This is a genomic window from Streptomyces nojiriensis (genome assembly GCF_017639205.1).
Taxonomy (GTDB): Bacteria; Actinomycetota; Actinomycetes; order Streptomycetales; family Streptomycetaceae; genus Streptomyces; species Streptomyces nojiriensis.
In genome coordinates, this window is record NZ_CP071139.1 from 2,839,671 (window position 1) to 2,863,203 (window position 23,533).

The following is a 23,533-nucleotide window of genomic DNA, read 5'->3' on the forward strand; positions in this document are numbered from 1 at the left end:
GCCCCGCCGCCGGGACCGGACCGGGGCCGCTACCGCGCGCCGTACACGGGCAGCGGGGCCTGCGCCGCCGCGAGGAGTTCCAAGGCGGCCTTCCCCGCCTCCGCCGGGGTCCGGCGCGCGCCCCGGTCCGCCGTGGGGCCGGGCCGCCAGCCCTCCATCACCGTGATCCGGCCGCCCTCGGTCTCGAAGACCCGGCCCGTGACCCCCGCCGAGGCGTCCGCCCCCAGCCACACCACCAGCGGGGAGACGTTCTCCGGGGCCATGGCGTCGAAGCCGCCCGCCTCGGGGCGGCCATGGTCTCGGCGAAGGTCCGTTCCGTCATCCGGGTCCGTGCCGCCGGGGCGATCGCGTTGACCTGGACCCCGTAGGGGCCCATCTCCTGCGCCGCGACCGCCGTGAGGGCGAGGATCCCCGCCTTGGCCGCGCTGTAGTTGCCCTGGCCGACCGAGCCCAGCAGTCCGGCCCCGGAGGAGGTGTTGACCACCCGGGCGGCGACGGGCCTGCCCGCCTTCGCCTCCGCCCGCCACCACGCGGCCGCCGACCGCAGCGGCAGGAAGTGGCCCTTCAGGTGGACCCGCATGACCGCGTCCCAGTCGTCCTCGTCGAGGTTGACCAGCATCCGGTCCCGCAGGAAGCCCGCGTTGTTGACGAGGGTGTCCAGGCGCCCGAAGGTGTCCACGGCCGTCGCCACCAGCGAGGCCGCCCCCTTCGACGTGGCGATGTCCCCGCCGTGCGCGACCGCCGCACCGCCCAGCGCCTCGATCTCGGCGGCCACCCGGGCCGCCGGGCCGTCGGGCCCCGGCAGCCCGTCGAGCCCGACCCCGAGGTCGTTGACGACGACCTTCGCCCCCTCCGCCGCGAAGGCCAGCGCATGGGCGCGGCCCAGCCCCCGCCCCGCGCCCGTCACGATCACGACCCGGCCTTCACACAGTCCCGCCATCTCAGTTCTCCTTGTTGACAGTTGCCGCGTCCAGGAACGCCGGGCGCTCGCCGCCCCCGTGCACCAACAGGCTCGCCCCGCTCACGTACGCCGCCCGGTCCGAGGCCAGGAACACCGCCGCCGCGCCCACGTCCGAGGGTTCCGCCAGCCGCCCCAGCGGGACGGTGGCGCCGACCGAGGCGATGCCGGCCTCGTCGCCGTAGTGCAGGTGGGCCAGTTCGGTCCGCACCATGCCGAGGACCAGTGAGTTGACCCGTATTTCGGGGGCCCATTCGACGGCCATGGTCCGGGCCAGGTTCTCCAGCCCCGCCTTGGCTGCGCCGTACGCGGCCGTCCCGGGCGAGGGGCGGGTCCCGCTGACGCTGCCGATCATGACGACCGAGCCCCGCGCCTCCCGCAGCCAGGGGTACGCCGCGAGCGAGGCGGTCATCGGCGCGAGCAGGTTGAGCTCGACGACGCGCGCGTGGCGCTGCGCCTCTCCCTCGCCCAGCAGCCGGTACGGGGTGCCGCCCGCGTTGTTGACCAGGCAGTCGAGCCGCCCGTACCGGCCCGCGACCGCACCGAAGAACTCGTGCACGGCGGCGGGATCACGCAGGTCGACCGGGGTGAAGGCGGCCGTCCGGCCGTCCGCCGCCACCGCCTCCGGCGGAGGCTGCCGGGCGCAGACGACCACGTCCGCGCCGGCCGCGAGGAACGACCGGGCGATCCCGGCGCCGACGCCCCGGGTCCCTCCGGTGACGACGACGACCCTCCCGTCGAGCTCCATAGGCTGCTACCTTCCTCACCTAACAAATGTTTGGTGGAAAGGTAGCTGATCCGCTCATGGGTGTCTCCACCTCCAGCCCCGACAAGGGCATCGCACTCGTCACAGTCGACTTCCCGCCCGTCAACGCGCTCCCGGTGCAGGGCTGGTACGACCTCGCCGACGCCCTGCGGGCGGCCGGCCGCGACCCCGGGATCCGGTGCGTCGTCCTCGCCGCCGAGGGCCGCGGCTTCAACGCCGGCGTCGACATCAAGGAGATGCAGCGCGACACCGGACACGCCGCCCTCGTCGGCGCCAACCGGGGCTGCTACGAGGCCTTCGCCGCCGTGTACGAGTGCGAGGTGCCGGTCGTCGCGGCCGTGAACGGGTTCTGTCTGGGCGGCGGCATCGGGCTCGTCGGCAACGCCGACGCGATCGTCGCCTCCGAGGACGCCACCTTCGGGCTGCCCGAGCTGGACCGGGGCGCGCTCGGCGCCGCCACCCACCTGGCGCGGCTGGTCCCGCAGCACCTGATGCGCGCGCTGTACTACACCTCGCGCACCGCGACCGCCGCCGAGCTGCACGCCCACGGCTCGGTCTGGAGGGTGGTCCCGCGCACGGAGCTGCGCGCCGCCGCCCTGGAGCTGGCCGCCGAGATCGCGAAGAAGGACGGCTACCTGATCCGGCTCGCCAAGGCGGCCATCAACGGGATCGACCCCGTGGACGTGCGCCGCAGCTACCGCTTCGAGCAGGGCTTCACCTTCGAGGCCAACCTCAGCGGGGTGGCCGACCGGGTCCGCCACACCTTCGGGAAGGGAGAACGCGCATGAGCGGCAGGACGGACAAGGTACTGACCCCCGAAGAGGTGGTCGGGCAGTTGCGCAGCGGCATGACCATCGGCATCGGCGGCTGGGGATCCCGGCGCAAGCCCATGGCCCTGGTGCGAGCGCTGCTCCGCTCCGAGATCACCGATCTCACGGTGATCTCCTACGGCGGCCCCGACGTCGGCCTGCTGGCCGCCGCCGGCCGGATCCGCAGACTGGTCGCCCCCTTCGCCACCCTCGACTCCATCCCGCTGGAGCCGCACTTCCGGGCCGCCCGCGAGCGCGCCGCCTTCACCCTCACCGAGTACGACGAGGCCATGTTCATGTGGGGCCTGCACGCCGCGGCCAACCGGCTCCCCTTCCTCCCCGTCCGCGCCGGCCTCGGCTCCGACGTGATGCGGGTCAACCCGGAGCTGCGTACGGTCGCCTCCCCCTACGACGACGGCGAGGAGCTCGTCGCCGTCCCCGCCCTGCGCATGGACGCCGCCCTGGTCCACCTCAACCGCGCCGACCGCCTCGGCAACGCCCAGTACCTGGGCCCGGACCCCTACTTCGACGACCTCTTCTGCGAGGCCGCCGACACCGCCTACGTCTCCTGCGAGCAGCTCGTCGAGACCGCCGAGCTCACCAAGGCCGGCCCCCCGCAGTCCCTCCTGGTCAGCCGGCACTCCGTGACCGGGGTCGTGGAGACCCCGAACGGCGCGCACTTCACCTCCTGCGTCCCCGACTACGACCGTGACGAGGCCTTCCAGAAGCTGTACGCGGCCACCCCCTGGAACGAGTTCGCCGACCGCTTCCTGTCCGGGGGCGGCGAGCACGACTACCAGCTGGCCGTCCGGACCTGGCACGAGGAGCAGCAGTGACGACCACCGGCACCGAAGCCACCACCGCCCCGCGCACCGTCTCCCGCGCCGAGTACTGCGTGATCGCCTGCGCCGAGGCCTGGCGCGGCAACGGCGAGGTGCTCGCCAGCCCGATGGGCCTGATCCCCGCCTTCGGGGCCCGGCTCGCGAAGCGGACCTTCGCCCCCGACCTGCTGCTGACCGACGGCGAGGCGATGCTCGTCGGGCTCGACGGCACGGCCGAGGGCTGGCTCCCGTACCGGCGCCACCTGACGATGGTCACCGGCGGCCGGCGGCACGTGATGATGGGCGCCAGCCAGATCGACCGGTTCGGCAACCAGAACATCTCGTGCATCGGCGACTGGGAGCGGCCGGCCCGCCAGCTCCTGGGGGTGCGCGGCGCCCCGGTGAACACCCTGAACAACCCGGTGAGCTACTGGGTGCCCAAGCACTCCACCCGGGTCTTCGTCGCGCGCGTCGACATGGTCAGCGGCGTCGGCTACGACCGCGCGGAGGCGGCCGGGGTGACCCGCTTCCACCGCCTCCCCCGGGTGGTCAGCGATCTCGGCGTCCTCGACTTCGGCGGCCCCGGCCACGCGATGCGGCTGGTCTCCGTGCACCCCGGGGTCACCGTCGCGGAGGTCCGGGCGGCCACCGGGTTCGAGCTGACCGCCGCCGAGGAGGTCCCGTACACCCGCGAGCCGACCGCCGAGGAACTGCGGCTGATCCGCGAGGTGATCGACCCCAAGGGGCTCCGCGACCGGGAAGTGCGGGTCTGACGCGATGGCGATGGCGACGGCGTTCACGAAGCTGGTCGGGGTCGAGCACCCCCTCGTACAGACGGGCATGGGCTGGGTCGCCGGCCCCCGCCTGGTGTCGGGCGCGGCGAACGCGGGCGCGCTGGGCATCCTGGCCTCGGCCACGATGACGCTGGACCAGCTGCGTTCGGCGGTCCGCGAGGTCAAGTCCCGCACGCCGGACGGGACCCCCTTCGGGGTCAATCTGCGGGCGGACGCCGGGGACGCGGCCGAGCGTGCCCAGCTGATCATCGACGAGGGGGTGCGGGTCGCCTCGTTCGCGCTGGCGCCCTCCGAGGAGCTGATCGGGCGGCTCAAGGACGCGGGCGTGGTCGTGATCCCGTCGATCGGGGCCCGCCGGCACGCCGAGAAGGTGGCCGCGTGGGGCGCCGACGCCGTGATCGTGCAGGGCGGCGAGGGCGGCGGCCACACCGGGGACGTGGCCACGACGGTGCTCTTGCCGCAGGTCGTGGACGCCGTGGACATCCCGGTGATCGCGGCGGGCGGCTTCAGCGACGGGCGCGGCCTGGTGGCGGCCCTGTCGTACGGGGCCGCGGGCATCGCCATGGGCACCCGGTTCCTGCTGACCTCGGACTCGACCGTCCCGGACGCCGTGAAGGCCGAGTACCTGAAGGCCACGGTCAAGGACGTCACCGTCACCACGGCCGTCGACGGGCTGCCGCACCGCATGCTCCGTACGGAGCTGGTCGAGTCCCTGGAGCGGGCGGGCCGCGCCCGGGCGCTGGTCCGGGCGGTCCGGCACGCGGCCGGCTTCCGGAAGCTGTCCGGGCTGAGCTGGCCGCAGATGGTCCGCGACGGCCTCGCGATGAAACACGGCAAGGACCTGTCCTGGAGCCAGGTCCTGCTCGCCGCGAACACCCCGATGCTCCTCAAGGCGTCCATGGTCGAGGGCCGTACGGACCTCGGCGTCATGGCATCGGGCCAGGTCGCGGGGGTGATCGACGATCTGCCGTCCTGTGCGGAGCTCGTCTCCCGCGTCATGGCCGAAGCACGACAGGCACTGGAATCACTCGAAGCACTGCACTCGCTCCGCACCCTGCCACCACCAGGGTGATCCCCCTTCTCCGTCACAGGAGTCGCCCCCATGAGCCGTGCCCGCATCCGCCTGGCGACCGCGGCGGCCGCCGCCGCTCTCGCCGTCGGGACCCTGCCCGCCTCCGCATACGCGGCGGCGGGCACCGGAGCCGGGGTCAGCGCCCGGCACCACCAGCACCAACAGCAGGCCGAAACCATTCGCCAGATCCCCCTCCAGAGCGCCGTCAACCTCCGGGACATCGGCGGCTACCGCACCTGGACCGGCGGCCAGGTCCGCCAGGGGCTGGTCTACCGCTCCGACGCACTGAGCAAGCTGACCGACGCCGACGTCACCACCGTCTCCGGTCTCGGCCTCACGAAGGTCGTCGATTTCCGCATTCCGATGGAGCTCCAGTACGACGGCGCCGACCGGCTGCCCACCGGGCTCTCCCCCACCTCGCGCCCCGTCAGTGACCTCGGCCTCTACGGAACCCTCATCGGCGCGATCGGCAGCGGCGATCCAGCCGTCCAGGAGCAGATGCTCGGCGGCGGCCGCGCCGAGGCCTACATGCGCGACATCTACCGCACCTTCGTGAGCAGCCCCGAGAACCGGGCGCAGTTCGCGGCGACCCTGCGGGAGATCGCCGACGGCCGGCAGGGCCCGGTCCTGTACCACTGCACGTCCGGCAAGGACCGGACCGGCTGGATGAGTTACGTCCTGCTGCGCGCCCTCGCCGTCCCCGAGGACACCGCGGAGCGCGACTACCTGGCGTCGAACACCTTCCGCGCCGCCTACGACGCCCGGGTGCGGGCGGGCCTCAAGCAGTCCGGCCGGATGCAGAACCCGGACCTGCTGATCCCGCTGCAGGAGGTCCGCCAGGACTACCTGGACTCGGCGACAGCGCAACTGGAGGCCGACTACGGGAGCTTCTACGGCTACCTGACGCAGGGCCTCGGCCTGGATCTGCGGACGCTGGCGAAGCTGCAGGACAGGATGGTCCGGTAGCGGATACGGCTGCGCCGGGCAGCGCGCGATGCGCTGCCCGGCGTAGGCGTGCGTACGTGTGTGCCCGTTAGGGGTCAGACCGCCCGGCGGCGGCCCTGGCCCCCGGAGCCGACCCGGCTGCGCGCGGAAGCCGCGGCCGCGCCACCACCGGCGCCACCGCCGCCCGTGCCGCGCCGGCCGCGCTCGCCGGAGCCACCGGCCGCCGCGCCGCCGCCCTGGCCGCCGCGCCGGGCCTGGCCCGAACCGGAGGCCGACGGGGCCTGCCCGGAGGCGCCCCCGCCGGAACGCCGGCTACGACCGCCGGCCGCCGGAGCGCCGCCCGTGGCGGCACCGGTGCGCGGCCCGCCGCCCGAGCGGCGGCGCGAGCCGGATCCCGCACCGGAGCCGGAGCGCGGCTTGGGCGCGGTCGGCTGCGGAACCTCCAGCACGACCGGGATGCCCGAGGGCTCCTTGGCGCCGGTCAGCCGGGCCAGCTCCTCGTCGGAGGACTTGATCTGCGCGGTGCGCGGGGAGATCCCGGCGTCCGACATCAGACGGGTCATGTCCCGCTTCTGGTCGGGGAGGACCAGGGTGACCACGCTGCCGGACTCGCCGGCACGGGCGGTACGGCCGCCGCGGTGCAGGTAGTCCTTGTGGTCGGTGGGCGGGTCCACGTTGACGACGAGGTCCAGGTCGTCGATGTGGATGCCGCGCGCCGCGACGTTGGTGGCGACCAGCGCGGTGACCTCGCCCGTCTTGAACCAGTCGAGGGTGCGGTTGCGCTGCGGCTGGGAGCGGCCGCCGTGCAGGCCGGAGGCGCGCACGCCGTCGGCGAGGAGCTTCTTGACCATGCGGTCGACCCCGCGCTTGGTGTCGACGAACATGATCACCCGGCCGTCGCGAGCGGCTATACGCGTCGCCACGGCCTTCTTGTCGGTCTCGTCCATGACGTACAGGACGTGGTGCTCCATGGTGGTGACCGCACCGGCCGACGGGTCGACGGAGTGGCCGACCGGGTCGGTCAGGAACATCTTGACGAGCTTGTCGATGTTCTTGTCCAGCGTTGCCGAGAACAGCATCCGCTGGCCTCCGGCCTCGACCTGCTTGAGCAGCGCCGTGACCTGCGGCATGAAGCCCATGTCGGTCATCTGGTCGGCCTCGTCGAGGACGGTGATGGAGACCTGCGAGAGGTCGGCGTCACCGCGGTCGATGAGGTCCTTCAGGCGGCCGGGAGTGGCGACGAGCACCTCGGCGCCGCGGCGCAGGGCGCCCGACTGCCGGTTGATCGACATGCCGCCGACGACGGTCGCGATGCGCAGGTTGACGGCCGTGGCGTACGGGGCCAGGGCGTCGGTGACCTGCTGCGCGAGCTCACGGGTCGGTACGAGGACCAGGGCGAGCGGCGCCTTCGGCTGCGCGCGGCGGCCGGCGGTACGGGCGAGCAGCGCCAGGCCGAAGGCCAGCGTCTTGCCGGAGCCGGTACGTCCGCGGCCGAGCAGGTCACGGCCGGCGAGGGAGTTCGGCAGCGTCGCGGCCTGGATCGGGAACGGCTCGGTGACGCCCTGGGCGGCGAGGGTCTTCAGCAGCGCCTCGGGCATGTCCATGTCCCCGAACGACTCGACAGGCGGCAGCGCCGGGGCGATCGGCTCGGGCATGGTGAATTCCTGAGGCCGGGCGACGGGCGCGGACTTCTGCCGTCCCGCGCCAGACTTCGGACGCCCCTGGGCCGCACCTCGACCCCGGGTGGGGCGGCGGCTGGGTCGTGCGGAGCTGGAGCTGGTCATGCGAGAAAGCCCTCCTGAAACCGGCAGGTAAAACAAAGGTCGAGACAGCAGACAAGCCGGGGCCCGCACCTCGCGGTGCGGACCCCGGCATGCTGAAGAACTTAGGCGGGGATGATGTTCTCCGCCTGGGGGCCCTTCTGGCCCTGGGTGACGTCGAAGGACACGCGCTGGCCCTCCTGGAGCTCACGGAAGCCCTGGGTGGCGATGTTCGAGTAGTGGGCGAAGACGTCCGGGCCGCCACCGTCCTGCTCGATGAAGCCGAAGCCCTTTTCCGAGTTGAACCACTTCACGGTGCCAAGTGCCATTTTAAATCTCCTGAATAGGCGGCAAAGGGCCCCATCCGGAGATTCCGGCAAAACAATAAAAGCGCCTGAGGATCATTCCCGTCAGGCGCACATAAAGTTCATGGGTACCACAACTGCAACGAGATCTAAGCTAGCACACCTCGCTGCGGGGAGTCCCGGGGCGAGGGGTGTGACCTGCGCCCTCCGTCCCGTCGGCCTGCGGTGCAGCGGCCGGCCCGGGGGGCGGTCGGCGGGCCGGAGCCCCCGTCCCCCTTGGGTCGTGGGCGGCCCGGCCCCTTCCGGACACCCGCCCCGGCCCTGCGGCCCGGCTCCGCCCTCGGCGAAAAGTTCACCCCTACGTGTCCGCCCGGGCCGACCGGTGCGGGGCGGTACGGGCGGTACGGGCGGTTACGGGCCGCGGAAGTCCCTGGCGGCCGCCGACCCCAGCTGGTTTGATCACGGAATGGCAGCGATCAAGGAGCCCTGGGGGCTCAGTGTGCTCGGCGCGGGCAGCGTGTCCGCCGAACCCCGGCTCGCCCACGTGGACCTGGCGGTGGACCTCCTCGCCCCGACACCGAAGGCGGCCTTCGCCGAGGCGGGCGCGGCGGTGACCCGGCTGCGGGACGTGCTGCGCGAGCACGGCATACCGGACTCCGACGTGTCCGGCTCACGCCTGCAGCTCACCTCGCAGTACAAGGGATACGGCGCGGACCGGACCTTCCACGGCTACGGCTGCGTGGCCACGTACACCGTGCGGACGGAGGCCCTGGCCGGGCTGGAGCTGCTGATCGAGGACGCGGTCACGGCCGGCGCGAACCGCGTCGACGCCGTGCGGTTCGAGGTGGAGGACAAGCCCGCGATGCGGGACGAGGCCCGGCGCCGGGCGGTGGCGGCCGCCCGGCGCAAGGCCGAGGTGTACGCGCAGGCGTGCGGGGTCCGGCTGGGGCCGGTCATCCACATCGAGGACGTGGACCCGGAGTCGATGGGGGGCCACAGCCACGGCCGCCGCACGGGCGGGGACCCCGAGGACGACGGCGCCCTGACCCCGGGCTCGGTACGCGTCGAGGCGGCCGTCCTCCTCGGCTTCGCCCTGCTCCCGGAGTGACCGCCGGGCCGCCGCCGCCCCGAGCCGGGCGCCGACAGCCGCTCGATGATCGTCACGTTGGCCCGGCCGCCGCCCTCGCACATGACCCCTCCCCTCACGGCCCCCTCGCACCGCTCGGCCCGGGGGGCCTCGCAGGCTTCGGCGGCCTGCGCCGGCCTCCGGCCGACGGGTGCCGCTCCGAGCCGGGGCCTACAGCCGCTCGATGATCGTCACGTTGGCCTGGCCGCCGCCCTCGCACATGGTCTGGAGGCCGAAGCGGCCGCCGGTGCGTTCCAGTTCGTGCAGGAGGGTGGTCATCAGCTTCACCCCGGTCGCCCCCAGGGGGTGGCCGAGCGCGATCGCCCCGCCGTTGACGTTGACCCGCTCCGGGTCGGCGCCGGTCTCCTTCAGCCAGGCCAGCACCACCGGGGCGAACGCCTCGTTGATCTCCACCAGGTCGATGTCGGCCAGTGACATGCCGGTCTTCTTCAGTGCGTACGCCGTGGCGGGGATCGGCGCGGACAGCATGCGGATGGGGTCCTCGCCCCGTACCGAGAGGTGGTGGATGCGGGCCCGCGGCCGCAGTCCGTGTTCCCGTACCGCCCGCTCGGAGGCGATCAGCATGGCCGCCGCCCCGTCCGAGACCTGGGAGGAGACGGCCGCCGTGATGGTGCCGCCCTCGACCACCGGCTTCAGGGTGGCCATCTTCTCCAGGGTCGTGTCCCGGCGCGGGCCCTCGTCCACGCTCACGTCCCCGTACGCCACCGTCTCGCGCGCGAAGCGGCCCTCGTCGATGGCCCGGATCGCCCGCCGGTGGGAACGCAGGGCGAACTCCTCCATGTCCTGCCGGGTGATCCCCCACTTCCGCGCGATCAGCTGGGCGCCGTGGAACTGGTTCACCGGGGCGTCTCCGTACCGGGCCCGCCAGCCCGCCGAGCCCGCGTACGGCCCCTCCGTGAAGCCCAGCGGCTCCGCCGCCTGCCGCGAGGCGAAGGCGATCGGGATCATCGACATGTTCTGGGTGCCGCCCGCGACCACCAGGTCCTGGGTGCCGGACAGGACGCCCTGCGCCGCGAAGTGCACGGCCTGCTGCGAGGACCCGCACTGGCGGTCGACGGTGACCCCGGGGACCTCCTCGGGCAGGCCGGCCGCCAGCCAGGCCGTCCGGGCGATGTCCCCGGCCTGCGGCCCCACCGTGTCGAGGCAGCCGAACACCACGTCCTCCACGGCGGCCGGGTCCACCCCGGACCGCTCGATCAGTGCCTTCAGGACGTGTGCGCCCAGGTCGGCCGGGTGGACGGCGGACAGGCCGCCGTTCCGCCGCCCCACGGGGGTGCGTACCGCATCGACTATGTAGGCCTCGGGCATCGGGTCTCCTCGGACGGTCGGGTCGGTCAGGTGGGGCGCAGTGCGATCCCGTCCAGCACCATCGACAGGTACTGGCGGGCGATCTCCTCGGGGCTGTGCTGGCCGCCCGGCCGGTACCAGGAGGCAGCCACCCACACCGTGTCGCGCACGAAGCGGTAGGTGAGGCGGATGTCGAGGTCGGCGCGGAAGACCTTGGCCGCGACCCCCCGCTCCAGGGTCCCGAGCCACGCCTTCTCGAACTTCTGCTGCGAGTCGGACAGGTAGTGGAAGCGGGGCTGGGCGGAGAGGGTGCGGGACTCCTTCTGGTAGATGGCGACGGCGGCGCGGTGCCGGTCGATCTCCCGGAAGGACTCGGTGACGAGGGCCTCGATGGTCTCCCTGGGGCCGAGGCCTGCGGCGAGGACGGTGTCGTACCCGTCCCACAGTTCGGTCAGGAAGGCCGAGAGGATCTCGTCGAGCATCGATTCCTTGGAATCGAAGTGGTAGTAGAGGCTGCCGGCGAGCATGCCGGCGGCGTCGGCGATCTTGCGGACGGTGGTGGCGTTGTAGCCCTGCGCGGCGAAGACCTCGGCGGCGGTGTCGAGGAGTTCACGACGCCGTTCCGGGGAGGCCGTCACCTGCGGCTTCTTCTTCTGGGCTGTCGGCTTGTTCGTTGGCACGCGCCCATTCTCGGCCAGGACACCCCTTAGGCGTGCTGGCTGCTGACCGACACCGTCTCGCCGGTCATGTACGACGAGTAGGCGCTGGCCAGGAAGACGATGACGTTGGCGACCTCCCACGGTTCGGCGTACCGGCCGAAGGCCTCGCGGGCGGTGAGTTCGGCCAGGAGCTCCTCGCTGGTGACCTTCGCCAGGTGCGGGTGCATGGCCAGGCTCGGGGCGACCGCGTTGACGCGTACGCCGAACTCCGCGGCCTCCAGGGCCGCGCAGCGGGTCAGCGCCATCACCCCGGCCTTGGCGGCGGCGTAGTGGGCCTGGCCGGTCTGGGCGCGCCAGCCGATGACGGAGGCGTTGTTGACAATCACTCCGCCGCCGCCGGAGGCCTTGAGGGCGCGCAGGGCGGCGCGGGTGCAGCGGAAGGTTCCGTTCAGGGTGACGTCGAGGACGCGGGACCACTGGGTGTCGGTCATGTCGACGAGGGCGGCGGTGCCGCCGAGGCCGGCGTTGTTGACGACGATGTCGAGGCGGCCGTGGGTGTGCTCGGCGAGCGCGAAGAGGGCCCGGACCTGGTCCTCGTCTGTGACGTCGCAGGGCAGGGAGGTGACGCGGTCCGCGCCGAACTCGGCGGCGAGCGCCTCCTCGGTCTCCTTCAGGCGGCGGGCGTGGGCGTCGCCGATGACGATGCGGGCGCCCTCCTCCAGGAGGCGGCGGGCGGTGGCTCCGCCGATCCCGGCCCCGGCGGCGGCGGTGACGACGGCGGTGCGGTCCTTCAGCAGTCCGTGCCCGGGGACATAGTCGGGGGTGTTCACGCCCGTACCTCCTTGGGAAGGCCGAGGATCCGCTCGGCGATGAGGTTGCGCCGGATCTCGTCCGAGCCCGCGTAGACGGGCCGGCCGATGCAGGTCCAGCCGTGGGCCGCCATGTGGCGCTCCCGCGCGAGGCGTTCGGCGAAGGCCTCGTGCTCCCGGCCGGGGCCGCCGCGGCCCTTGGGGCCGGCGAACTCGCCGTTGAGGCGGGCCCGTAGCCACCCCCGGACCCCGGTGCGGAACTCCTCGACGCTGCTCATGGCCGTACGTTAACCTACCAAACACTTGTTAGGGAAGCTCGCTCGTGAAGGATGGCCACCGCATGCCCGACGACCGCAGGCCCGACGACCGCCCGCCCGACGGCACACCCGTGCGCGCGCCGGGCCGGCATCAGCCCGCCCGCCGCGCAGGCCCCGCGCACCGAGGCGATCACCGGCTTCGGCAGCTCCCGCCGGCGCCGGCACATCCCCGGCTACACCTCCGACTCGCGCGCGAAGCGGGCCTCGGCGCCCGGCCGCCCGGTGTGGTCCCACCACAGGCCGGCCCGCCGCTCGAAGGGCAGGTGGGCGCCGCGCCCGGGGGTGCCGATGTCGTGGCCCGCGGAGAAGTGCTCGGCATGGTCAACCGGGTCGTGGAAGCGGCCGAGCCGGCGGCCGAGACCGAGCGGCCGGCGCTGCCGATCGCCGGGATGCCCGCCTGCGGACCGGCGCCGGCCAAGCGGGCCGTCAACCAGGCCGAGGACCTCCAGGGCCTGCACACCGGCATGGACTCGGTGTGCGGGCTGCACCACCACGCCCACGCGCACAACGCGGAGACGGCGGCGGACTCGCTCGGCGGCGTGAACACGGCCGCCCCGAAGGAGGCGAACACCTGATGGAACTCACGCACACGGCGGACGTGGAGGCCTTCCGGGCCGAGGCCCGCGCCTGGCTCCGCGCCCACGTCCCGGCCCGGCCCCTGCCCTCCCTGGAGACGGCCGAGGGCTTCGCGGCGCACCGGGAGTGGGAGGCGCTGCTGCACGCGGACCGCTGGTCGGTGGTCTCGTGGCCCGAGGAGTACGGGGGCCGGGGCGCGGACATCGTCAAGTGGCTGGTCTTCGAGGAGGAGTACTGGGCCGCGGGCGCGCCCGGCCGGGTCTCGCAGAACGGCATCAACCTCCTCGCCCCCACCCTCTTCGACCACGCGAGCGCGCCGCAGCGCTCGCGGGTGCTGCCGTCGATGGCGAGCGGCGAGGTGATCTGGGCGCAGGCCTGGTCGGAGCCCGAGTCGGGGTCCGACCTGGCCTCGCTGACGTCGCGGGCGGTCCGCACGGACGGCGGCTGGCTGCTGACCGGGCAAAAGACCTGGTCCTCGCGGGCGGCCTTCGCGGACCGCGCCTTCGGGATCTTCCGCACCGACCCGGACGCCCCGAAACCCCATCAGGGGCTGACGTACCTGATGTTCGACCTGCGGGCGCCCGGGGTGACGGTGCGGCCCATCGGCCGGCTCGACGGCAAGCCGGCCTTCGCGGAGCTCTTCCTGGACCAGGTCTTCGTACCGGACGAGGACGTGATCGGGGAGCCGGGGCAGGGCTGGCGGATCGCGATGTCGACGACCGGCAACGAGCGCGGGCTGACCCTGCGCTCCCCCGGCCGCTTCCTGGCCGCGGCGGACCGGCTGATCGGGCTGTGGCGCGCGCACGGGGACCCGTCCGACGGCGCGCTGCGGGACCGGGTGGCGGACGCGGTGGTCGGGGCGCGCGCGTACGAGCTGTTCACCTGGGCGAACGCCTCCCGCTTCGCGGCGGGCGGCACGATCGGCGCCGAGTCCAGCCTGAACAAGGTGTTCTGGTCGCAGTACGACATCGCGCTGCACGAGACGGCGCTGGACCTGCTGGGCGCGGACGCGGAGCTCGCGGAGGGCGAGTGGGCCGAGCCGTGGATCTTCTCGCTGGCCGGGCCGATCTACGCGGGGACGAACGAGATCCAGCGCGACATCATCGCCGAGCGGCTGCTCGGCCTCCCGAAGGGCCGCCGCTGATGCGCTTCCTGCCGACCGACGAGCAGTCGGACTTCGCCCGTACGCTGCGCTCCCTGCTGGGCTCGGCACAGGTTCCGGGGGCGGTACGGGCCTGGGCGGACGGCGACGCGGGGCCCGGGCGGGCCCTGTGGTCCCGGCTCGCGGGGACGGGCCTGTTCGCGCTGGCCGTCCCGGAGGCGTACGAGGGGGCGGGCCTGCTCCCGCCGGAGCTGTCCCTCGGTTTCGTGGAGCTGGGCCGGGCCGGGGTGCCGGGGCCGGTGGTGGAGAGCGCCGCGGTGTCGGTGCTGCTGGCGGAGCTGGCGGACGAGACGCTCGCCAAGCGGTTCCTGCCGGGGCTGGCGCAGGGCGAGAGCTCGGCCACGCTGACCCTGCCGGGCGGGAGCCCGTACGCGCTGGACGCGGACGCGGCGACGTACTGCTTCACGGTGTCGGCGGCGGGCGAACTGCGGCTGGCGGGCGGCGCGGGCGGCGCGGACCCGGCAGGCGAACCGGTGCGGTCGACGGACCCCGCGCGCCGGCTGTCCCGCCCGCCGGCCGGCGGGGGTGAACTGCTGGCGGCGGGACCGGCGGTGGCCCGGGCGGCCGGGGCGGCCGGACGGTGGGCCCGGTTGCTGACGGCGGCCCAGTGCCTGGGCGTCGGCGAGGCGCTGCTGGCCAGGACGGTGGAGTACGCGAAGCAGCGCACGCAGTTCGGGACGCCGATCGGGACCTTCCAGGCCGTGAAGCACCGGCTGGCGGACACCCTGCTCGACCTGGAGTTCGCCCGCCCGCTGGTGTGGGCGGCGGCGCTGTCGCTCGGCCCGGGCGAGGTGGCGGCGGCGAAACTGGCGGCGGGCGAGGCGTCCTACCGGGCGGCGCTGACGGCGCTCCAGATCCACGGCGCGGTGGGCTACACCGAGGAGCTGGACCTGTCCCTGTGGCTGCGCAAGGCCCGCCCCCTGAGGGACGCCTGGGGAACGCCGTCGGCCTGCCGGGCCGAGGTCCTGCGGTCCCTCACACCACCGCGACGCTGAGGTTCACGACGTACTGCTCCTCGACGATGCCGTCCGGGAAGAGCGGGTTCAGCAGCTCCCGCTCCCCCGCGAAGTACGCGCGGGTGCGGTCCTCGCCCAGGACCAGGAAGGCGGAGTGACTGGCGAGGTTGGCGAGGTGGTCGTCCAGCGTGATGCGCCGGGTCCACGTCACGGACCGGGTGGTGAACCCGCCGAGTCCCTCGGGCAGCGTGCGGTGGGTCTCCTCCTCGACCCCGAAGAAGACGCGGAGCCGCTCCTCCTGTGCGGCGATCCACGGCACGGTGGCGTCCGCGTCGTTCCACCAGAGCGCGAGCGCGCCGCCGGGGCGCAGCACCCGCCGGGCCTCGGGCACGGAGCGGGCCGGGTCGGTCCAGTGCCAGGCCTGGGCGTAGGTGAGCAGGTCGAACGCGCCGGTGGCCAGCGGCAGCCGGTCCCCGTCGCCGCGCACGATCGGGATCCCGGGGTGCGCGCGGCGGAACTCGGCGGCCATTCCGTCCCCGGGCTCCACGGCGAGGACCTCCGCGCCGCGCTCGTGCAGCAGCGCGGTGGCGATCCCGGTCCCGGCTCCCACGTCGGCCACCCGGGCCCCGGCGAGCGGCCGCCCGGTGAGGGACTCGACGGCGTCGAGGAGGGCCGGGGGGTAGCTGGGGCGGTGGGCCGCGTACGAAGCGGCTGCTGCATCGAAGGAACGGGCACGTGTGGTCATGCGTCCATTGTTTTCGATCACACAATCGGTAACAAGATCGAGGTACTTGCACCATGCGAAGGACGATGACCACCGTGACCGCGTGCGCCGCGGCGGCCGTACTGCTCACCGGCTGCGGGGGCGCGAAGCCGAAGCCGGAGCCGGCCGACGGGAGCAAGGGGCCCGCGGCCTCGGCGAGCGCCCCGTCCGCCCCCGCCAAGGCCGGCGGTGCGACCCACGAGGTGACCCTGGAGGTCGGCGGCACCGGCACGACGGCGGTCATGTACAACGGCATCGGCAGCGGCTTCGGGCAGCAGACCCTGCCGTGGTCGAAGAGCGGCACCGCGGAGCTCACCGCGGCGGAGCAGAAGGTGGGCTACCTCGTGAGCGTGATCCCGGGCACGATCAACGGCGCCGACGGCACGCTGCAGCAGGCCCCGTGCGTCATCAAGGTCGACGGGAAGAAGGTCGCGGAGAGCGACGGCGTCACGACCGCGAAGGGCTGCTCCTACACGATCAAGTAGCCGCGGGACCCCCTAGGTCGTCTCTTTCGGATCTTGTCGGCCGAGCCCGCGGCGTCCGGTGCCGTGGATGGCAAGGCGGAGGGGCGCACCGTGTACTGGACGTACTCGGGCGCTCCGACGACGCGGCCAGGTGCGGTGCCGGGCGTCGCGGGCCCGGCAAGATCCGGAAGAGACGGCCTAGCTGCGGGGGCGCAGGGAGAGGCGGCCGGTGAGGGCCGTCTGGAGCAGGAGCAGGGTCCCGGTGGCGGCCGCCGGCCAGAGGGGGTGGTCCGGGCGGGGGCCCACGGCCCAGGCCGGGCCGTCGGGGTCCACCGTCACGGTGAGGCGGGCGCCGACCGGGAGGTCCTGCTCCACCGGGCCGGGCAGGTCCCGGCCGGCCTCCGTGCGCAGCCGCAGCGACGGGGACGAGGTCGAGCCGTCCCGCGCCACGGTCCGTTCGGCGACGACCGCCCGTTCCTCCCGGCCGCGGTCGTGGAGGGTGTGCCGGTCCCAGGTGATCCCGCCGGCCACCGTGACGCCGACCGCGAGGAGGGCGACGCAGATGCGGGCGACGAACTCCGCGCCGGTGCCGTGCGGTACCGCCGCGCCGACGACGAAGACGGCCAGCAGGACCGGGATCCAGGCTCCCCCGGGTCCCCGGAGCAGCCAGATCGCGCCGAACTCCACCGCCAGGAGAAGGCAGTTGCGCACGGCGGCGCCCGGCAGTCTCCGTATCAGTTCAGCCATGGACACATCATGCCCGGGAGCCCGGTAGGATCCGCCACCCGGGCGGGGTCGTAGCACAGAGGCAGTGCGCCTGCTCCATTGCAGGAGGACGCCGGTTCGAATCCGGCCGCCCCGCCCTTCCCGCCCCCGCCACCCAGGCCGCGGCCGCCCGCAGCGCGGCGGCACCCTCCGGCAGCGGCAGGCCCAGGAAGCCGTGGAAGACCCCCGGGTGGAGCTGGAGCGTGCAGTCGACGCCGGCCGCCGCCAGCCGGCGGGCGTACGCGAGGCCCTCGTCGCGCAGCACGTCGCAGTCGGCGAGGACGATCAGGGCGGGCGGCAGGCCCGACAGGTCGGGGGCGCGCAGCGGCGAGACGTGCGGGTGCTCCGGGTCCCCGCCGTAGCGGTCCCAGTACCAGGCCATGTGAGCGGCGGTGTGGAAGTAGCCCTCCGCGTACGCCTCCACGGAGGCGGAGTCCATCCGGGCGTCCAGCGGCGGGTAGAACAGCACCTGTCCCGCTACGAGTCCGGGCGCGCGCAGGGCCGTCACGGCCGCGAGGTTGCCACCGCTGGAGTCCCCCGCCAGCACCACCCGGCCGGGGTCGCAGCCGAGCGCGCGGGCCCGCTCCCGGGCCCAGAGCAGGACGGTGAGCGCGTCGTCCGGCGCCGCCGGCCAGGGGTGTTCCGGGGCCAGCCGGTAGTCCGCCGAGACGACCACCGCGCCCGCGGCCACGGCCAGGGAGCGGCAGGTCGCGTCGTGGGTGTCCAGGCCGCACATCACCCAGCCGCCGCCGTGCAGGAAGACGACCAGGGGGCGGCCGGACCGGCCGGGCTCGGGGTCGTAGACGCGGACCGGCACCCCGTCCGCGACGGCGTCGGACACCGAGGCCACGGCCGGGCCCTCGCGGCCGGACCCGGACGCCGCGGCCGCCCGCAGGGCGTGGAGGTCGCCCGGCCCCGGGAAGCCGGCGGTCATCGCGTCGCACAGCTGCCGGGCCCGTGGTGAGAGGGGGTCGGGTGCACGGAGGTCGCTCATGCGGTCGTCATCCCCCCGTCCACGGTGAACTCGCTGCCCGTCACGTACGAGGACGCGTCCGAGCAGAGGAAGAGGACCAGCTGCCCGACCTCCTCCGGGCGGCCCATGCGCCCCAGCGGTACGTGCGACCAGTCCCGGCCCGCCACCGCCTCGGCCACCATCGGGGTGTCGATGGCCCCCGGGTGCACCGAGTTGACCCGGATGCGGTCCCCGGCGAGGTCGAGCGCCGCCGACCGGGTCAGTCCGCGCAGCCCGAACTTGGTGGATCCGTAGGCGGCGTGGCCCGGTATCCCGACCAGTCCGGCGGTGGAGGAGATGTTGACGACCGAGCCGCCCCCGCCCGCCCGCAGCACCGGAGCGACCGCCTGGATGCCGAGGAACGGGCCGAGCAGGTTGACCCGCAGGAGCGCCTCGAAGTCCTCGAGCCGCTGCTGCTCCACGTGGGCGGTGCGCCACAGGGCCGCATTGTTGACCAGCGCCGACACCGTCCCGAAGGCGCGGACCGACCGCTCCATCACGCTCGCCCAGCTCGCCGCGTCCGCCACGTCGTGGCGGACGTACAGTCCCTGGTCGCCGAGTTCGGCGGCGACCGCCCGGCCCTCGTCCTCCCGTACGTCGGTGACGACGACCCGGGCTCCCGCCTCCGCGCACAGCCGGGCCTCGGCGGCACCCTGGCCGCGACCGGCGCCGGTGATCACGACGACCTTCCCGTCGAGCCGCTCCCCCACGGCTCAGCCCTCCAGCGCGCGGAAGTGCGGGATGACCTTCTCGCCCCACTGGCGGATGGTCTCCATGCACGCCTCCTGGGGGACGGTGCCCATCTGGATCAGGCACATCACCTCGTCGACGCCGATCTCGCGGAGCTGCTCGACGTAGGCGACGGCGGTCTCGGCACTGCCGTACGCGTGCTCGGCGTTGTAGGTGCCGGTGTCGACGGGGCGGGTGGGGATGTTCGCCTCGTGCAGCTTGGCGACGAGCTCCTCCCGGCCCTTGGCCAGGGCCGCCACGTGGTCCTCCTCCTCCGCGTATCCGGTGGGCTCGGGGCCGTTCCCGTACCAGTGCGCGATGGACTCGGCGAAGAAGCGCTGCCCGCGCGTACCCAGCCGCAGGGCCCGCTCGGCGTCGTCGAGGACGATGGTCGGACAGAGCGCGGAGAGGTGGTCGTTGACCTCGGTGGAGACCAGCCGCTCGCCGCTGCGCGTGGCGATGGCCTCGTCGTAGACCTTGCGCATGGCGCGTACGTCGTCGGCGCCGGCGAAGCCCATCACCAGGGCCCCGATGCCGAGCTCGGCGGCCAGCTTGAGGGTGTCGTGCCGGGAGCAGGCCATGAACAGGGGCGGGTGCGGGTCCTGGACCGGGCGGGGCAGGATCGCGCCGGGTCCGATGTCGATGGAGCCGTGCCATTCGAACGCGTCCTCCTTCCAGGCCGAGGAGAAGATCCGCAGGGCCTCCTCCGTCTGCGGCTGGGTGTCCTCGGGCCTGACCCCGTACATGGACATCTCCTGGCGGGTCGCGCCGCGCCCGGCGCCGATGTCGACGCGGCCGCCGGAGAGCACGTCGAGCATGGCGGCGCGCTCCGCGACGCGCACCGGGTGCTGGTACCCGAAGGGCATGGTGACGACGCCGTGGCCGATCCGGATCCGGCGCGTGCGGGCGGCCACCCAGGTCAGGAAGATCTCGGAGGCGCTCATGTGCGCGTACTGCGTCAGGGAGTGGTGCTCGACGGCCCAGATCCGGTCGAAGCCCATCTCCTCGGCGTAGACGGCCTGTTCGACGCAGTCGTGGATGACCTGGCGTTCGCGTTCGGGGGTGGGGTCGACGAGCTGCGCCTCGAAGATCATCGAGAACTTCACGGTGAGGTCCCTCCGTCCGGCGTTCCTACCGTTATTTCGAATAGGAATACTTCTAGCAGCCATATCGCGTAGGGGGAAGGGTGCCGTGAGGGCCGGTCGTAGACTGCGCTGCGTGGCAGACGAGACGAACAAGCGCGCGCTCCCCGCGACCAGCTGGGCGGTGCTCGGGCTGCTCTCCTTCGGAGAGGAGCTCTCCGGTTACGACCTGAAGAAGTGGTCGGACTGGTCGCTGCGGTTCTTCTACTGGAGCCCGTCGTTCAGCCAGATCTACAGCGAGCTCAAGCGCCTGGAGAAGGCGGGCTACGCGTCCTCGCGGATGGTCGCCCAGGACACCGGGACGCGCGACAAGCGGGTCTACCGGATCACGGACGAGGGCATGGCGGCCGTACGGAAGTGGGCCCGCGAGGCCCCCGTCGACCCGCCCGTCCTCAAGCACGGGCCGATGCTGCGCCTGTGGCTGGGCCATCTGCTGGAGCCGGAACAGATGCGCGAAGTCCTCGTCCAGCACCAGGAGTTCGCGGAGGGGATGCGCCGTCGCGCGGCGGCCGACGTGGAGGGCGCGAAGGACGAGAGCGCCTGGGTGTACCCGGCGCTCACCCTCAAGTGGGCCGAGCGGTACTACGCCTCCGAGCGCGACCTCGCGGCGGGCATGCTCGCCGACCTCGACGAGCTCGGCGGGCTCCGTCCCCGCCCGTGACGGCGAACCGGCCGCACGGCTCCTCCTGCTCGGCTCTCCGGCCGCGCACCGGGCGCGGCCGGCGGCCGACCTCGTTTTCACCGCGGCGGGCCGACGGGCCGGCGCACTGCCGTACGCTCGCCGCATGACGGGCAGTGCGATCAACCTCCGCAAGGTCGAGGAGACGGCTCCGGCGCTCGTGAGCCTGTACAAGAGCGCCGGGGTCTCCCTGCGCAAGTACGGCATGGAGAGCGGCCGGGCCGCGGTCTACCTGGTGCTGGACTACTCCGGGTCGATGAAGCCGTACTACGCGGACGGCAGCGTGCAGGCCCTCGCGGACCGGGTGCTGGGGCTGTCCGCGCACCTGGACGACGACGCCCGCGTGCCGGTGGTCTTCTTCTCCACCGAGGTCGACGCGGTGGAGGAGATCTCCCTGGCCGGGCACGAGGGCCGGGTCACCGAGATCGCCTCCCGGCTGGGCCACATGGGCAAGACGGCCTACCACGCGGCGATGGACGCCGTCATCGACCACTACCTGGACTCGGGGGCGACGGCGCCCGCCCTGGTCGTCTTCCAGACCGACGGCGGGCCGATCAACAAGCTCGCGGCGGAGCGGTACCTGTGCAAGGCGGCCCGGCTGCCGCTCTTCTGGCAGTTCGTCGGCTTCGGCAACACCCGCAGCACGCAGTTCGACTTCCTGCGCCGGCTGGACGAACTGCCGGTCCCGGCGCGGCGGGCCGTGGACAACGCGGGCTACTTCCACGCGGGAGCGGACCCCCGCAGGGTGCCGGACGGCGAGCTGTACGACCGCCTGGTCGGGGATTTCCCGGCCTGGCTGGCGGCGGCGCGCGGTGCGGGCATCGTGCGCGCCTGACCTGCGCCCGCCGGTGCCCGCGCTTTGATGGACGTATGACGCATACCAGCTGGGCCGTCTTCGAGAAGGCGGAGCCGGAGTTCGCCGCGGCCGTCCGGGCCCGCTTCGCGCAGTACCCCCACCACGTCCTGGCCACCCTCCGCAGGGACGGCTCGCCCCGGGCGACCGGACTGAACGTCGACATCCGGGGCGGGGAGCTGTGGCTCGGCATGATGTTCGGGTCGATGAAGGCGAGGGACCTCCAGCACGACCCGCGCTTCGCCCTGCACACCAACCCGGGCGCGGTCGAGGACATGCCGGACGGGGACGTACGGATCTCCGGGCGCGCGGTGGAGCTCGTGGACCCGCCCGAACTGCACCGGTACGCGGAGGAGACCGATACCCCGCACCCCTTCCACCTGTTCTACGCCGATCTGACGGAGGTCGTCCGCGTCCGGGTGGAGGGCGACGAGCTGGTGCTGCGGTCATGGACCCCGGAGCACGGCCTGCGCACCCTGCGCCGGGGCGACGACGACGAACCGCCCCGCGAGGAGACGGCCTAGCTCAGCGGGGGCAGGCCGCCGATCGGGCCGAGGGCGGCGGGGTTCACGTCCACCCGGCTGCGGTCGATGGTGAGGGTGATCCCGCCGTAGGTGGCGTCGTGGTCGCCGCGGAACTGGTGGGCCCGGCGCGGGCCGGCCCACTGGGCCGTGCCCGCCGGCAGGCCCATGTCGGCGTCGCCCACGGACGCCGAGAGGTTCCAGCGGGCGGCCCAGAGCACGTCCGGCATGGCCTGGGGGGCCTGGTGGTAGTGGGCGCTCAGCGCCTTGACCCCGGAGCTCGCCGAGACGTAGGCGGCGGAGCGGAAGCCCAGCTCGTGCAGCCGGTCCGTCCAGGCGGTCAGGTAGGCCACGACGGGGGCGTCCCAGGTGGCGCGGTCCGTGTAGTTCTCCAGGTCGTTGTAGAGCACCGTGCCCTCGGCCAGCCCCAGTGACCGGGCCGCCTCCACCGCGCCCTCGGCGGCCTCCCGGCCCTGTCCGTTGGCCTCGGAAGGATCGGTGGGCAGGCCGGTGGCGGCGTTGTGCCAGGGCTGCGGGCCCACCCAGATCGGCATCAGGTGCCAGCCCGCGGCGGCCTGCCGCTCCACCCAGCGGGCCGTGAGCCGCGGCTGGGCGCAGGCTCGTGCCCGGCCGCCGATGTAGACGCCGATCGCGCCGAAGGGCGAGTCGGCCCGCCAGGTGTCCATGGTCTTCTGGGTGGGGGCGGTGCAGGCGTCGAAGCCCTCGCCCTTGAAGGGCTCCTGGGCGCTACGGGGCTTCGGGCCGCCGGCGGCCGGCACCGCCACGGCGGGGGCCGGGGCGGGCGGGGGCGCAACGTTGCGGGCCTGCGCCAGGACGGCGCGTACGGCGTCGGGCGTGGCCCCGTAGGACACGGTGGCCATGAGCGCGGCGCGGCGCAGGGCGTACCGCAGTTCGTTGCTGTCGGAGCGGGGCGGGATCTCGCGCAGCACGTTCCGGGAGTCGACGGCGACGGTCGGGATGTCGGCGCGCTCCGGAGCCCCGTCGAGGGGTTCGAGGTGCAGGGTGTCGGCGCGGCCGGCGACGGCCCGGCCGGTGCACTCGGCCTGGGTGCCGGCATGGCCGAGGTACAGGGTGGGCAGGTCGAGCCGCAGGCACGCGTCGGGGTTCCGGTCGAGGTCGACGACCCGCCAGTCGGCCGGGAGGGTGACGCGCAGACCGCGGTAGTCGAGGGTCCGGCCGTCCTGGTCGGCGGCGGCGTAGGGCTGGACGGGGAGGAGCAGCGCGGCGCCGAGCAGGCCGCTCAGCAGCGTTCGGATGGGGGCCATGATCCAGATGGGTACCAGACTCGGGACCGCGTGAACTGTGCACGCTTGCTGCACAGTTGGCCCGTGCGGCCCAGCCCGGCCCGGCGGGGCCCGTCGGTGTGGGTCACCTGCACGAGTGACGCGGGGTCGGGCCCGCCGCGCGGGGGCGAGTAGGGTCGAGGGGGCGGCCGAAGCCA

At 73.7% G+C, this 23,533-nt stretch carries 25 protein-coding genes, 1 tRNA gene and 3 pseudogenes; 14 read left to right on the forward strand and 15 right to left on the reverse strand.

Annotation, left to right across the window (positions count from 1 at the left end):
- Window positions 1-29: 29 nt before the first annotated feature.
- Both JYK04_RS13220 and JYK04_RS13225 read right to left on the reverse strand, forming a co-directional pair.
- Window positions 30-940, reverse strand: a pseudogene (locus JYK04_RS13220) (SDR family oxidoreductase).
- Window position 941: 1 nt separating this feature from the next.
- Window positions 942-1,706, reverse strand: coding sequence for an SDR family oxidoreductase (locus JYK04_RS13225; RefSeq protein WP_189736055.1), 765 nt, complete (start codon window positions 1,704-1,706; stop codon window positions 942-944).
- 56 nt (window positions 1,707-1,762) lie between these two features.
- On the opposite strand from JYK04_RS13225, the gene JYK04_RS13230 reads away from it, so the two are divergent.
- The 5 genes from JYK04_RS13230 to JYK04_RS13250 are packed head-to-tail and all read left to right on the forward strand — an operon-like array spanning window position 1,763 to window position 6,186.
- Window positions 1,763-2,512: an enoyl-CoA hydratase family protein gene (locus tag JYK04_RS13230; protein WP_189736057.1), complete on the forward strand. Its 750-nt coding sequence runs from the start codon at window positions 1,763-1,765 to the stop codon at window positions 2,510-2,512.
- Window positions 2,509-3,369 carry a CoA transferase subunit A gene (locus JYK04_RS13235; RefSeq protein WP_189736059.1) on the forward strand — a complete coding sequence of 287 codons (861 nt, stop codon included), beginning with the start codon at window positions 2,509-2,511 and terminating at the stop codon, window positions 3,367-3,369. The genes JYK04_RS13230 and JYK04_RS13235 overlap by 4 nt, the downstream gene beginning before the upstream one ends.
- On the forward strand, window positions 3,366-4,127 hold the full coding sequence (locus tag JYK04_RS13240) for a CoA-transferase subunit beta (RefSeq protein ID WP_189736061.1): 762 nt from the start codon (window positions 3,366-3,368) through the stop codon (window positions 4,125-4,127). The genes JYK04_RS13235 and JYK04_RS13240 overlap by 4 nt, the downstream gene beginning before the upstream one ends.
- 10 nt (window positions 4,128-4,137) lie before the next feature.
- Window positions 4,138-5,220: an NAD(P)H-dependent flavin oxidoreductase gene (locus JYK04_RS13245; protein WP_229875146.1), complete on the forward strand. Its 1,083-nt coding sequence runs from the start codon at window positions 4,138-4,140 to the stop codon at window positions 5,218-5,220.
- 30 nt (window positions 5,221-5,250) lie between these two features.
- Entirely contained in the window at window positions 5,251-6,186 is a 936-nt protein-coding gene (locus JYK04_RS13250) for a tyrosine-protein phosphatase (RefSeq protein ID WP_189736065.1), read from the forward strand.
- A gap of 74 nt (window positions 6,187-6,260) precedes the next feature.
- Here JYK04_RS13250 and JYK04_RS13255 read toward each other — a convergent pair whose 3' ends face one another.
- Together JYK04_RS13255 and JYK04_RS13260 are read right to left on the reverse strand one after the other, a co-directional pair.
- Window positions 6,261-7,949: a DEAD/DEAH box helicase gene (locus JYK04_RS13255; protein ID WP_189736067.1), complete on the reverse strand. Its 1,689-nt coding sequence runs from the start codon at window positions 7,947-7,949 to the stop codon at window positions 6,261-6,263.
- A gap of 101 nt (window positions 7,950-8,050) precedes the next feature.
- Window positions 8,051-8,254, reverse strand: a complete 204-nt coding sequence (locus JYK04_RS13260; RefSeq protein WP_030010141.1) for a cold-shock protein — start codon at window positions 8,252-8,254, stop codon at window positions 8,051-8,053.
- 442 nt (window positions 8,255-8,696) lie between these two features.
- On the opposite strand from JYK04_RS13260, the gene JYK04_RS13265 reads away from it, so the two are divergent.
- A complete protein-coding gene (locus tag JYK04_RS13265) occupies window positions 8,697-9,338 on the forward strand; it encodes an SIMPL domain-containing protein (protein ID WP_189736069.1) in 642 nt (213 codons plus the stop codon).
- A 189-nt stretch (window positions 9,339-9,527) separates the two neighbouring features.
- Here JYK04_RS13265 and JYK04_RS13270 read toward each other — a convergent pair whose 3' ends face one another.
- The 5 genes and pseudogenes from JYK04_RS13270 to JYK04_RS41185 all read right to left on the reverse strand — a co-directional run.
- Complete coding sequence (locus tag JYK04_RS13270) at window positions 9,528-10,685, reverse strand: acetyl-CoA C-acetyltransferase (RefSeq protein ID WP_189736071.1); 1,158 nt, start codon at window positions 10,683-10,685, stop codon at window positions 9,528-9,530.
- A 26-nt stretch (window positions 10,686-10,711) separates the two neighbouring features.
- Entirely contained in the window at window positions 10,712-11,344 is a 633-nt protein-coding gene (locus JYK04_RS13275) for a TetR/AcrR family transcriptional regulator (protein WP_189736073.1), read from the reverse strand.
- A 26-nt stretch (window positions 11,345-11,370) separates the two neighbouring features.
- A complete protein-coding gene (locus JYK04_RS13280) occupies window positions 11,371-12,153 on the reverse strand; it encodes an SDR family oxidoreductase (RefSeq protein WP_189736075.1) in 783 nt (260 codons plus the stop codon).
- Complete coding sequence (locus JYK04_RS13285) at window positions 12,150-12,410, reverse strand: hypothetical protein (protein ID WP_229875147.1); 261 nt, start codon at window positions 12,408-12,410, stop codon at window positions 12,150-12,152. Before JYK04_RS13285 ends, JYK04_RS13280 begins: the two co-directional genes overlap by 4 nt.
- 122 nt (window positions 12,411-12,532) lie before the next feature.
- Window positions 12,533-12,760, reverse strand: a pseudogene (locus JYK04_RS41185) (enoyl-CoA hydratase); the annotation flags it as partial.
- On the opposite strand from JYK04_RS41185, the gene JYK04_RS13290 reads away from it, so the two are divergent.
- From JYK04_RS13290 to JYK04_RS13300, 3 genes are read left to right on the forward strand one after another with little or no spacing between them, the layout of a single operon-like run.
- On the forward strand, window positions 12,743-13,024 hold the full coding sequence (locus JYK04_RS13290; RefSeq protein ID WP_373297416.1) for a Clp protease/crotonase-like domain-containing protein: 282 nt from the start codon (window positions 12,743-12,745) through the stop codon (window positions 13,022-13,024). The pseudogene JYK04_RS41185 and the gene JYK04_RS13290 sit on opposite strands and share 18 nt — an antisense overlap.
- A complete protein-coding gene (locus JYK04_RS13295) occupies window positions 13,024-14,169 on the forward strand; it encodes an acyl-CoA dehydrogenase family protein (RefSeq protein WP_189736077.1) in 1,146 nt (381 codons plus the stop codon). The genes JYK04_RS13290 and JYK04_RS13295 overlap by 1 nt, the downstream gene beginning before the upstream one ends.
- A complete protein-coding gene (locus JYK04_RS13300) occupies window positions 14,169-15,182 on the forward strand; it encodes an acyl-CoA dehydrogenase family protein (protein ID WP_189736079.1) in 1,014 nt (337 codons plus the stop codon). Before JYK04_RS13295 ends, JYK04_RS13300 begins: the two co-directional genes overlap by 1 nt.
- On the opposite strand, the gene JYK04_RS13305 is transcribed toward JYK04_RS13300, so the two are convergent.
- Window positions 15,163-15,888 (reverse strand): class I SAM-dependent methyltransferase, encoded by a 726-nt coding sequence (locus JYK04_RS13305; RefSeq protein WP_189736081.1) that lies wholly within the window; start codon window positions 15,886-15,888, stop codon window positions 15,163-15,165. The two genes, JYK04_RS13300 and JYK04_RS13305, sit on opposite strands and share 20 nt — an antisense overlap.
- A gap of 65 nt (window positions 15,889-15,953) precedes the next feature.
- Between JYK04_RS13305 and JYK04_RS13310 the strand changes: the two genes are divergently transcribed.
- Window positions 15,954-16,391, forward strand: coding sequence for a hypothetical protein (locus JYK04_RS13310; RefSeq protein WP_229875148.1), 438 nt, complete (start codon window positions 15,954-15,956; stop codon window positions 16,389-16,391).
- Window positions 16,392-16,568: 177 nt separating this feature from the next.
- Here JYK04_RS13310 and JYK04_RS13315 read toward each other — a convergent pair whose 3' ends face one another.
- The gene (locus JYK04_RS13315; RefSeq protein WP_189736084.1) at window positions 16,569-17,117 is read right to left on the reverse strand and encodes a hypothetical protein; all 549 of its coding nucleotides are present in this window, start codon (window positions 17,115-17,117) and stop codon (window positions 16,569-16,571) included.
- Between the two features lie 42 nt (window positions 17,118-17,159).
- On the opposite strand from JYK04_RS13315, the gene JYK04_RS13320 reads away from it, so the two are divergent.
- A tRNA-Trp gene (locus JYK04_RS13320) sits at window positions 17,160-17,233 on the forward strand.
- An 80-nt stretch (window positions 17,234-17,313) separates the two neighbouring features.
- Here the strand turns inward: JYK04_RS13320 and JYK04_RS13325 are convergent.
- From JYK04_RS13325 to JYK04_RS13335, 3 genes and pseudogenes are all read right to left on the reverse strand, one after another.
- A pseudogene (locus tag JYK04_RS13325) lies at window positions 17,314-18,129 on the reverse strand (alpha/beta hydrolase); the annotation flags it as partial.
- A complete protein-coding gene (locus tag JYK04_RS13330; RefSeq protein ID WP_189736086.1) occupies window positions 18,126-18,857 on the reverse strand; it encodes an SDR family NAD(P)-dependent oxidoreductase in 732 nt (243 codons plus the stop codon). The gene JYK04_RS13330 and the pseudogene JYK04_RS13325, both read right to left, overlap by 4 nt.
- A gap of 3 nt (window positions 18,858-18,860) precedes the next feature.
- Window positions 18,861-19,982, reverse strand: a complete 1,122-nt coding sequence (locus JYK04_RS13335; protein ID WP_189736088.1) for an LLM class flavin-dependent oxidoreductase — start codon at window positions 19,980-19,982, stop codon at window positions 18,861-18,863.
- A gap of 112 nt (window positions 19,983-20,094) precedes the next feature.
- Here JYK04_RS13335 and JYK04_RS13340 point away from each other — a divergent pair, with 112 nt between their 5' ends.
- The 3 genes from JYK04_RS13340 to JYK04_RS13350 all read left to right on the forward strand — a co-directional run bounded on the left by JYK04_RS13340 (window position 20,095) and on the right by JYK04_RS13350 (window position 22,074).
- Entirely contained in the window at window positions 20,095-20,679 is a 585-nt protein-coding gene (locus JYK04_RS13340) for a PadR family transcriptional regulator (protein ID WP_189736090.1), read from the forward strand.
- A gap of 124 nt (window positions 20,680-20,803) precedes the next feature.
- Window positions 20,804-21,532 carry a VWA domain-containing protein gene (locus tag JYK04_RS13345; protein WP_189736092.1) on the forward strand — a complete coding sequence of 243 codons (729 nt, stop codon included), beginning with the start codon at window positions 20,804-20,806 and terminating at the stop codon, window positions 21,530-21,532.
- Between the two features lie 35 nt (window positions 21,533-21,567).
- Window positions 21,568-22,074, forward strand: a complete 507-nt coding sequence (locus tag JYK04_RS13350) for a pyridoxamine 5'-phosphate oxidase family protein (protein ID WP_189736094.1) — start codon at window positions 21,568-21,570, stop codon at window positions 22,072-22,074.
- Here JYK04_RS13350 and JYK04_RS13355 read toward each other — a convergent pair.
- Window positions 22,071-23,357: a DUF1906 domain-containing protein gene (locus JYK04_RS13355; RefSeq protein ID WP_189736096.1), complete on the reverse strand. Its 1,287-nt coding sequence runs from the start codon at window positions 23,355-23,357 to the stop codon at window positions 22,071-22,073. The genes JYK04_RS13350 and JYK04_RS13355 overlap by 4 nt on opposite strands.
- Window positions 23,358-23,533: the final 176 nt, after the last annotated feature.

What these genes read in the sequence shown, in the direction of transcription:
- JYK04_RS13305 (WP_189736081.1), bottom strand. Translation starts at nt 15,888, where the DNA reads ATGACCACACGTGCCCGTTCCTTCGATGCAGCAGCCGCTTCGTACGCG.
- JYK04_RS13230 (WP_189736057.1), top strand. Translation starts at nt 1,763, where the DNA reads ATGGGTGTCTCCACCTCCAGCCCCGACAAGGGCATCGCACTCGTCACA.
- JYK04_RS13250 (WP_189736065.1), top strand. Translation starts at nt 5,251, where the DNA reads ATGAGCCGTGCCCGCATCCGCCTGGCGACCGCGGCGGCCGCCGCCGCT.
- JYK04_RS13285 (WP_229875147.1), bottom strand. Translation starts at nt 12,410, where the DNA reads ATGAGCAGCGTCGAGGAGTTCCGCACCGGGGTCCGGGGGTGGCTACGG.
- JYK04_RS13345 (WP_189736092.1), top strand. Translation starts at nt 20,804, where the DNA reads ATGACGGGCAGTGCGATCAACCTCCGCAAGGTCGAGGAGACGGCTCCG.
- JYK04_RS13265 (WP_189736069.1), top strand. Translation starts at nt 8,697, where the DNA reads ATGGCAGCGATCAAGGAGCCCTGGGGGCTCAGTGTGCTCGGCGCGGGC.
- JYK04_RS13270 (WP_189736071.1), bottom strand. Translation starts at nt 10,685, where the DNA reads ATGCCCGAGGCCTACATAGTCGATGCGGTACGCACCCCCGTGGGGCGG.
- JYK04_RS13260 (WP_030010141.1), bottom strand. Translation starts at nt 8,254, where the DNA reads ATGGCACTTGGCACCGTGAAGTGGTTCAACTCGGAAAAGGGCTTCGGC.
- JYK04_RS13255 (WP_189736067.1), bottom strand. Translation starts at nt 7,949, where the DNA reads ATGACCAGCTCCAGCTCCGCACGACCCAGCCGCCGCCCCACCCGGGGT.
- JYK04_RS13350 (WP_189736094.1), top strand. Translation starts at nt 21,568, where the DNA reads ATGACGCATACCAGCTGGGCCGTCTTCGAGAAGGCGGAGCCGGAGTTC.
- JYK04_RS13295 (WP_189736077.1), top strand. Translation starts at nt 13,024, where the DNA reads ATGGAACTCACGCACACGGCGGACGTGGAGGCCTTCCGGGCCGAGGCC.
- JYK04_RS13235 (WP_189736059.1), top strand. Translation starts at nt 2,509, where the DNA reads ATGAGCGGCAGGACGGACAAGGTACTGACCCCCGAAGAGGTGGTCGGG.
- JYK04_RS13245 (WP_229875146.1), top strand. Translation starts at nt 4,138, where the DNA reads ATGGCGACGGCGTTCACGAAGCTGGTCGGGGTCGAGCACCCCCTCGTA.
- JYK04_RS13225 (WP_189736055.1), bottom strand. Translation starts at nt 1,706, where the DNA reads ATGGAGCTCGACGGGAGGGTCGTCGTCGTCACCGGAGGGACCCGGGGC.
- JYK04_RS13310 (WP_229875148.1), top strand. Translation starts at nt 15,954, where the DNA reads ATGACCACCGTGACCGCGTGCGCCGCGGCGGCCGTACTGCTCACCGGC.
- JYK04_RS13355 (WP_189736096.1), bottom strand. Translation starts at nt 23,357, where the DNA reads ATGGCCCCCATCCGAACGCTGCTGAGCGGCCTGCTCGGCGCCGCGCTG.
- JYK04_RS13300 (WP_189736079.1), top strand. Translation starts at nt 14,169, where the DNA reads ATGCGCTTCCTGCCGACCGACGAGCAGTCGGACTTCGCCCGTACGCTG.
- JYK04_RS13315 (WP_189736084.1), bottom strand. Translation starts at nt 17,117, where the DNA reads ATGGCTGAACTGATACGGAGACTGCCGGGCGCCGCCGTGCGCAACTGC.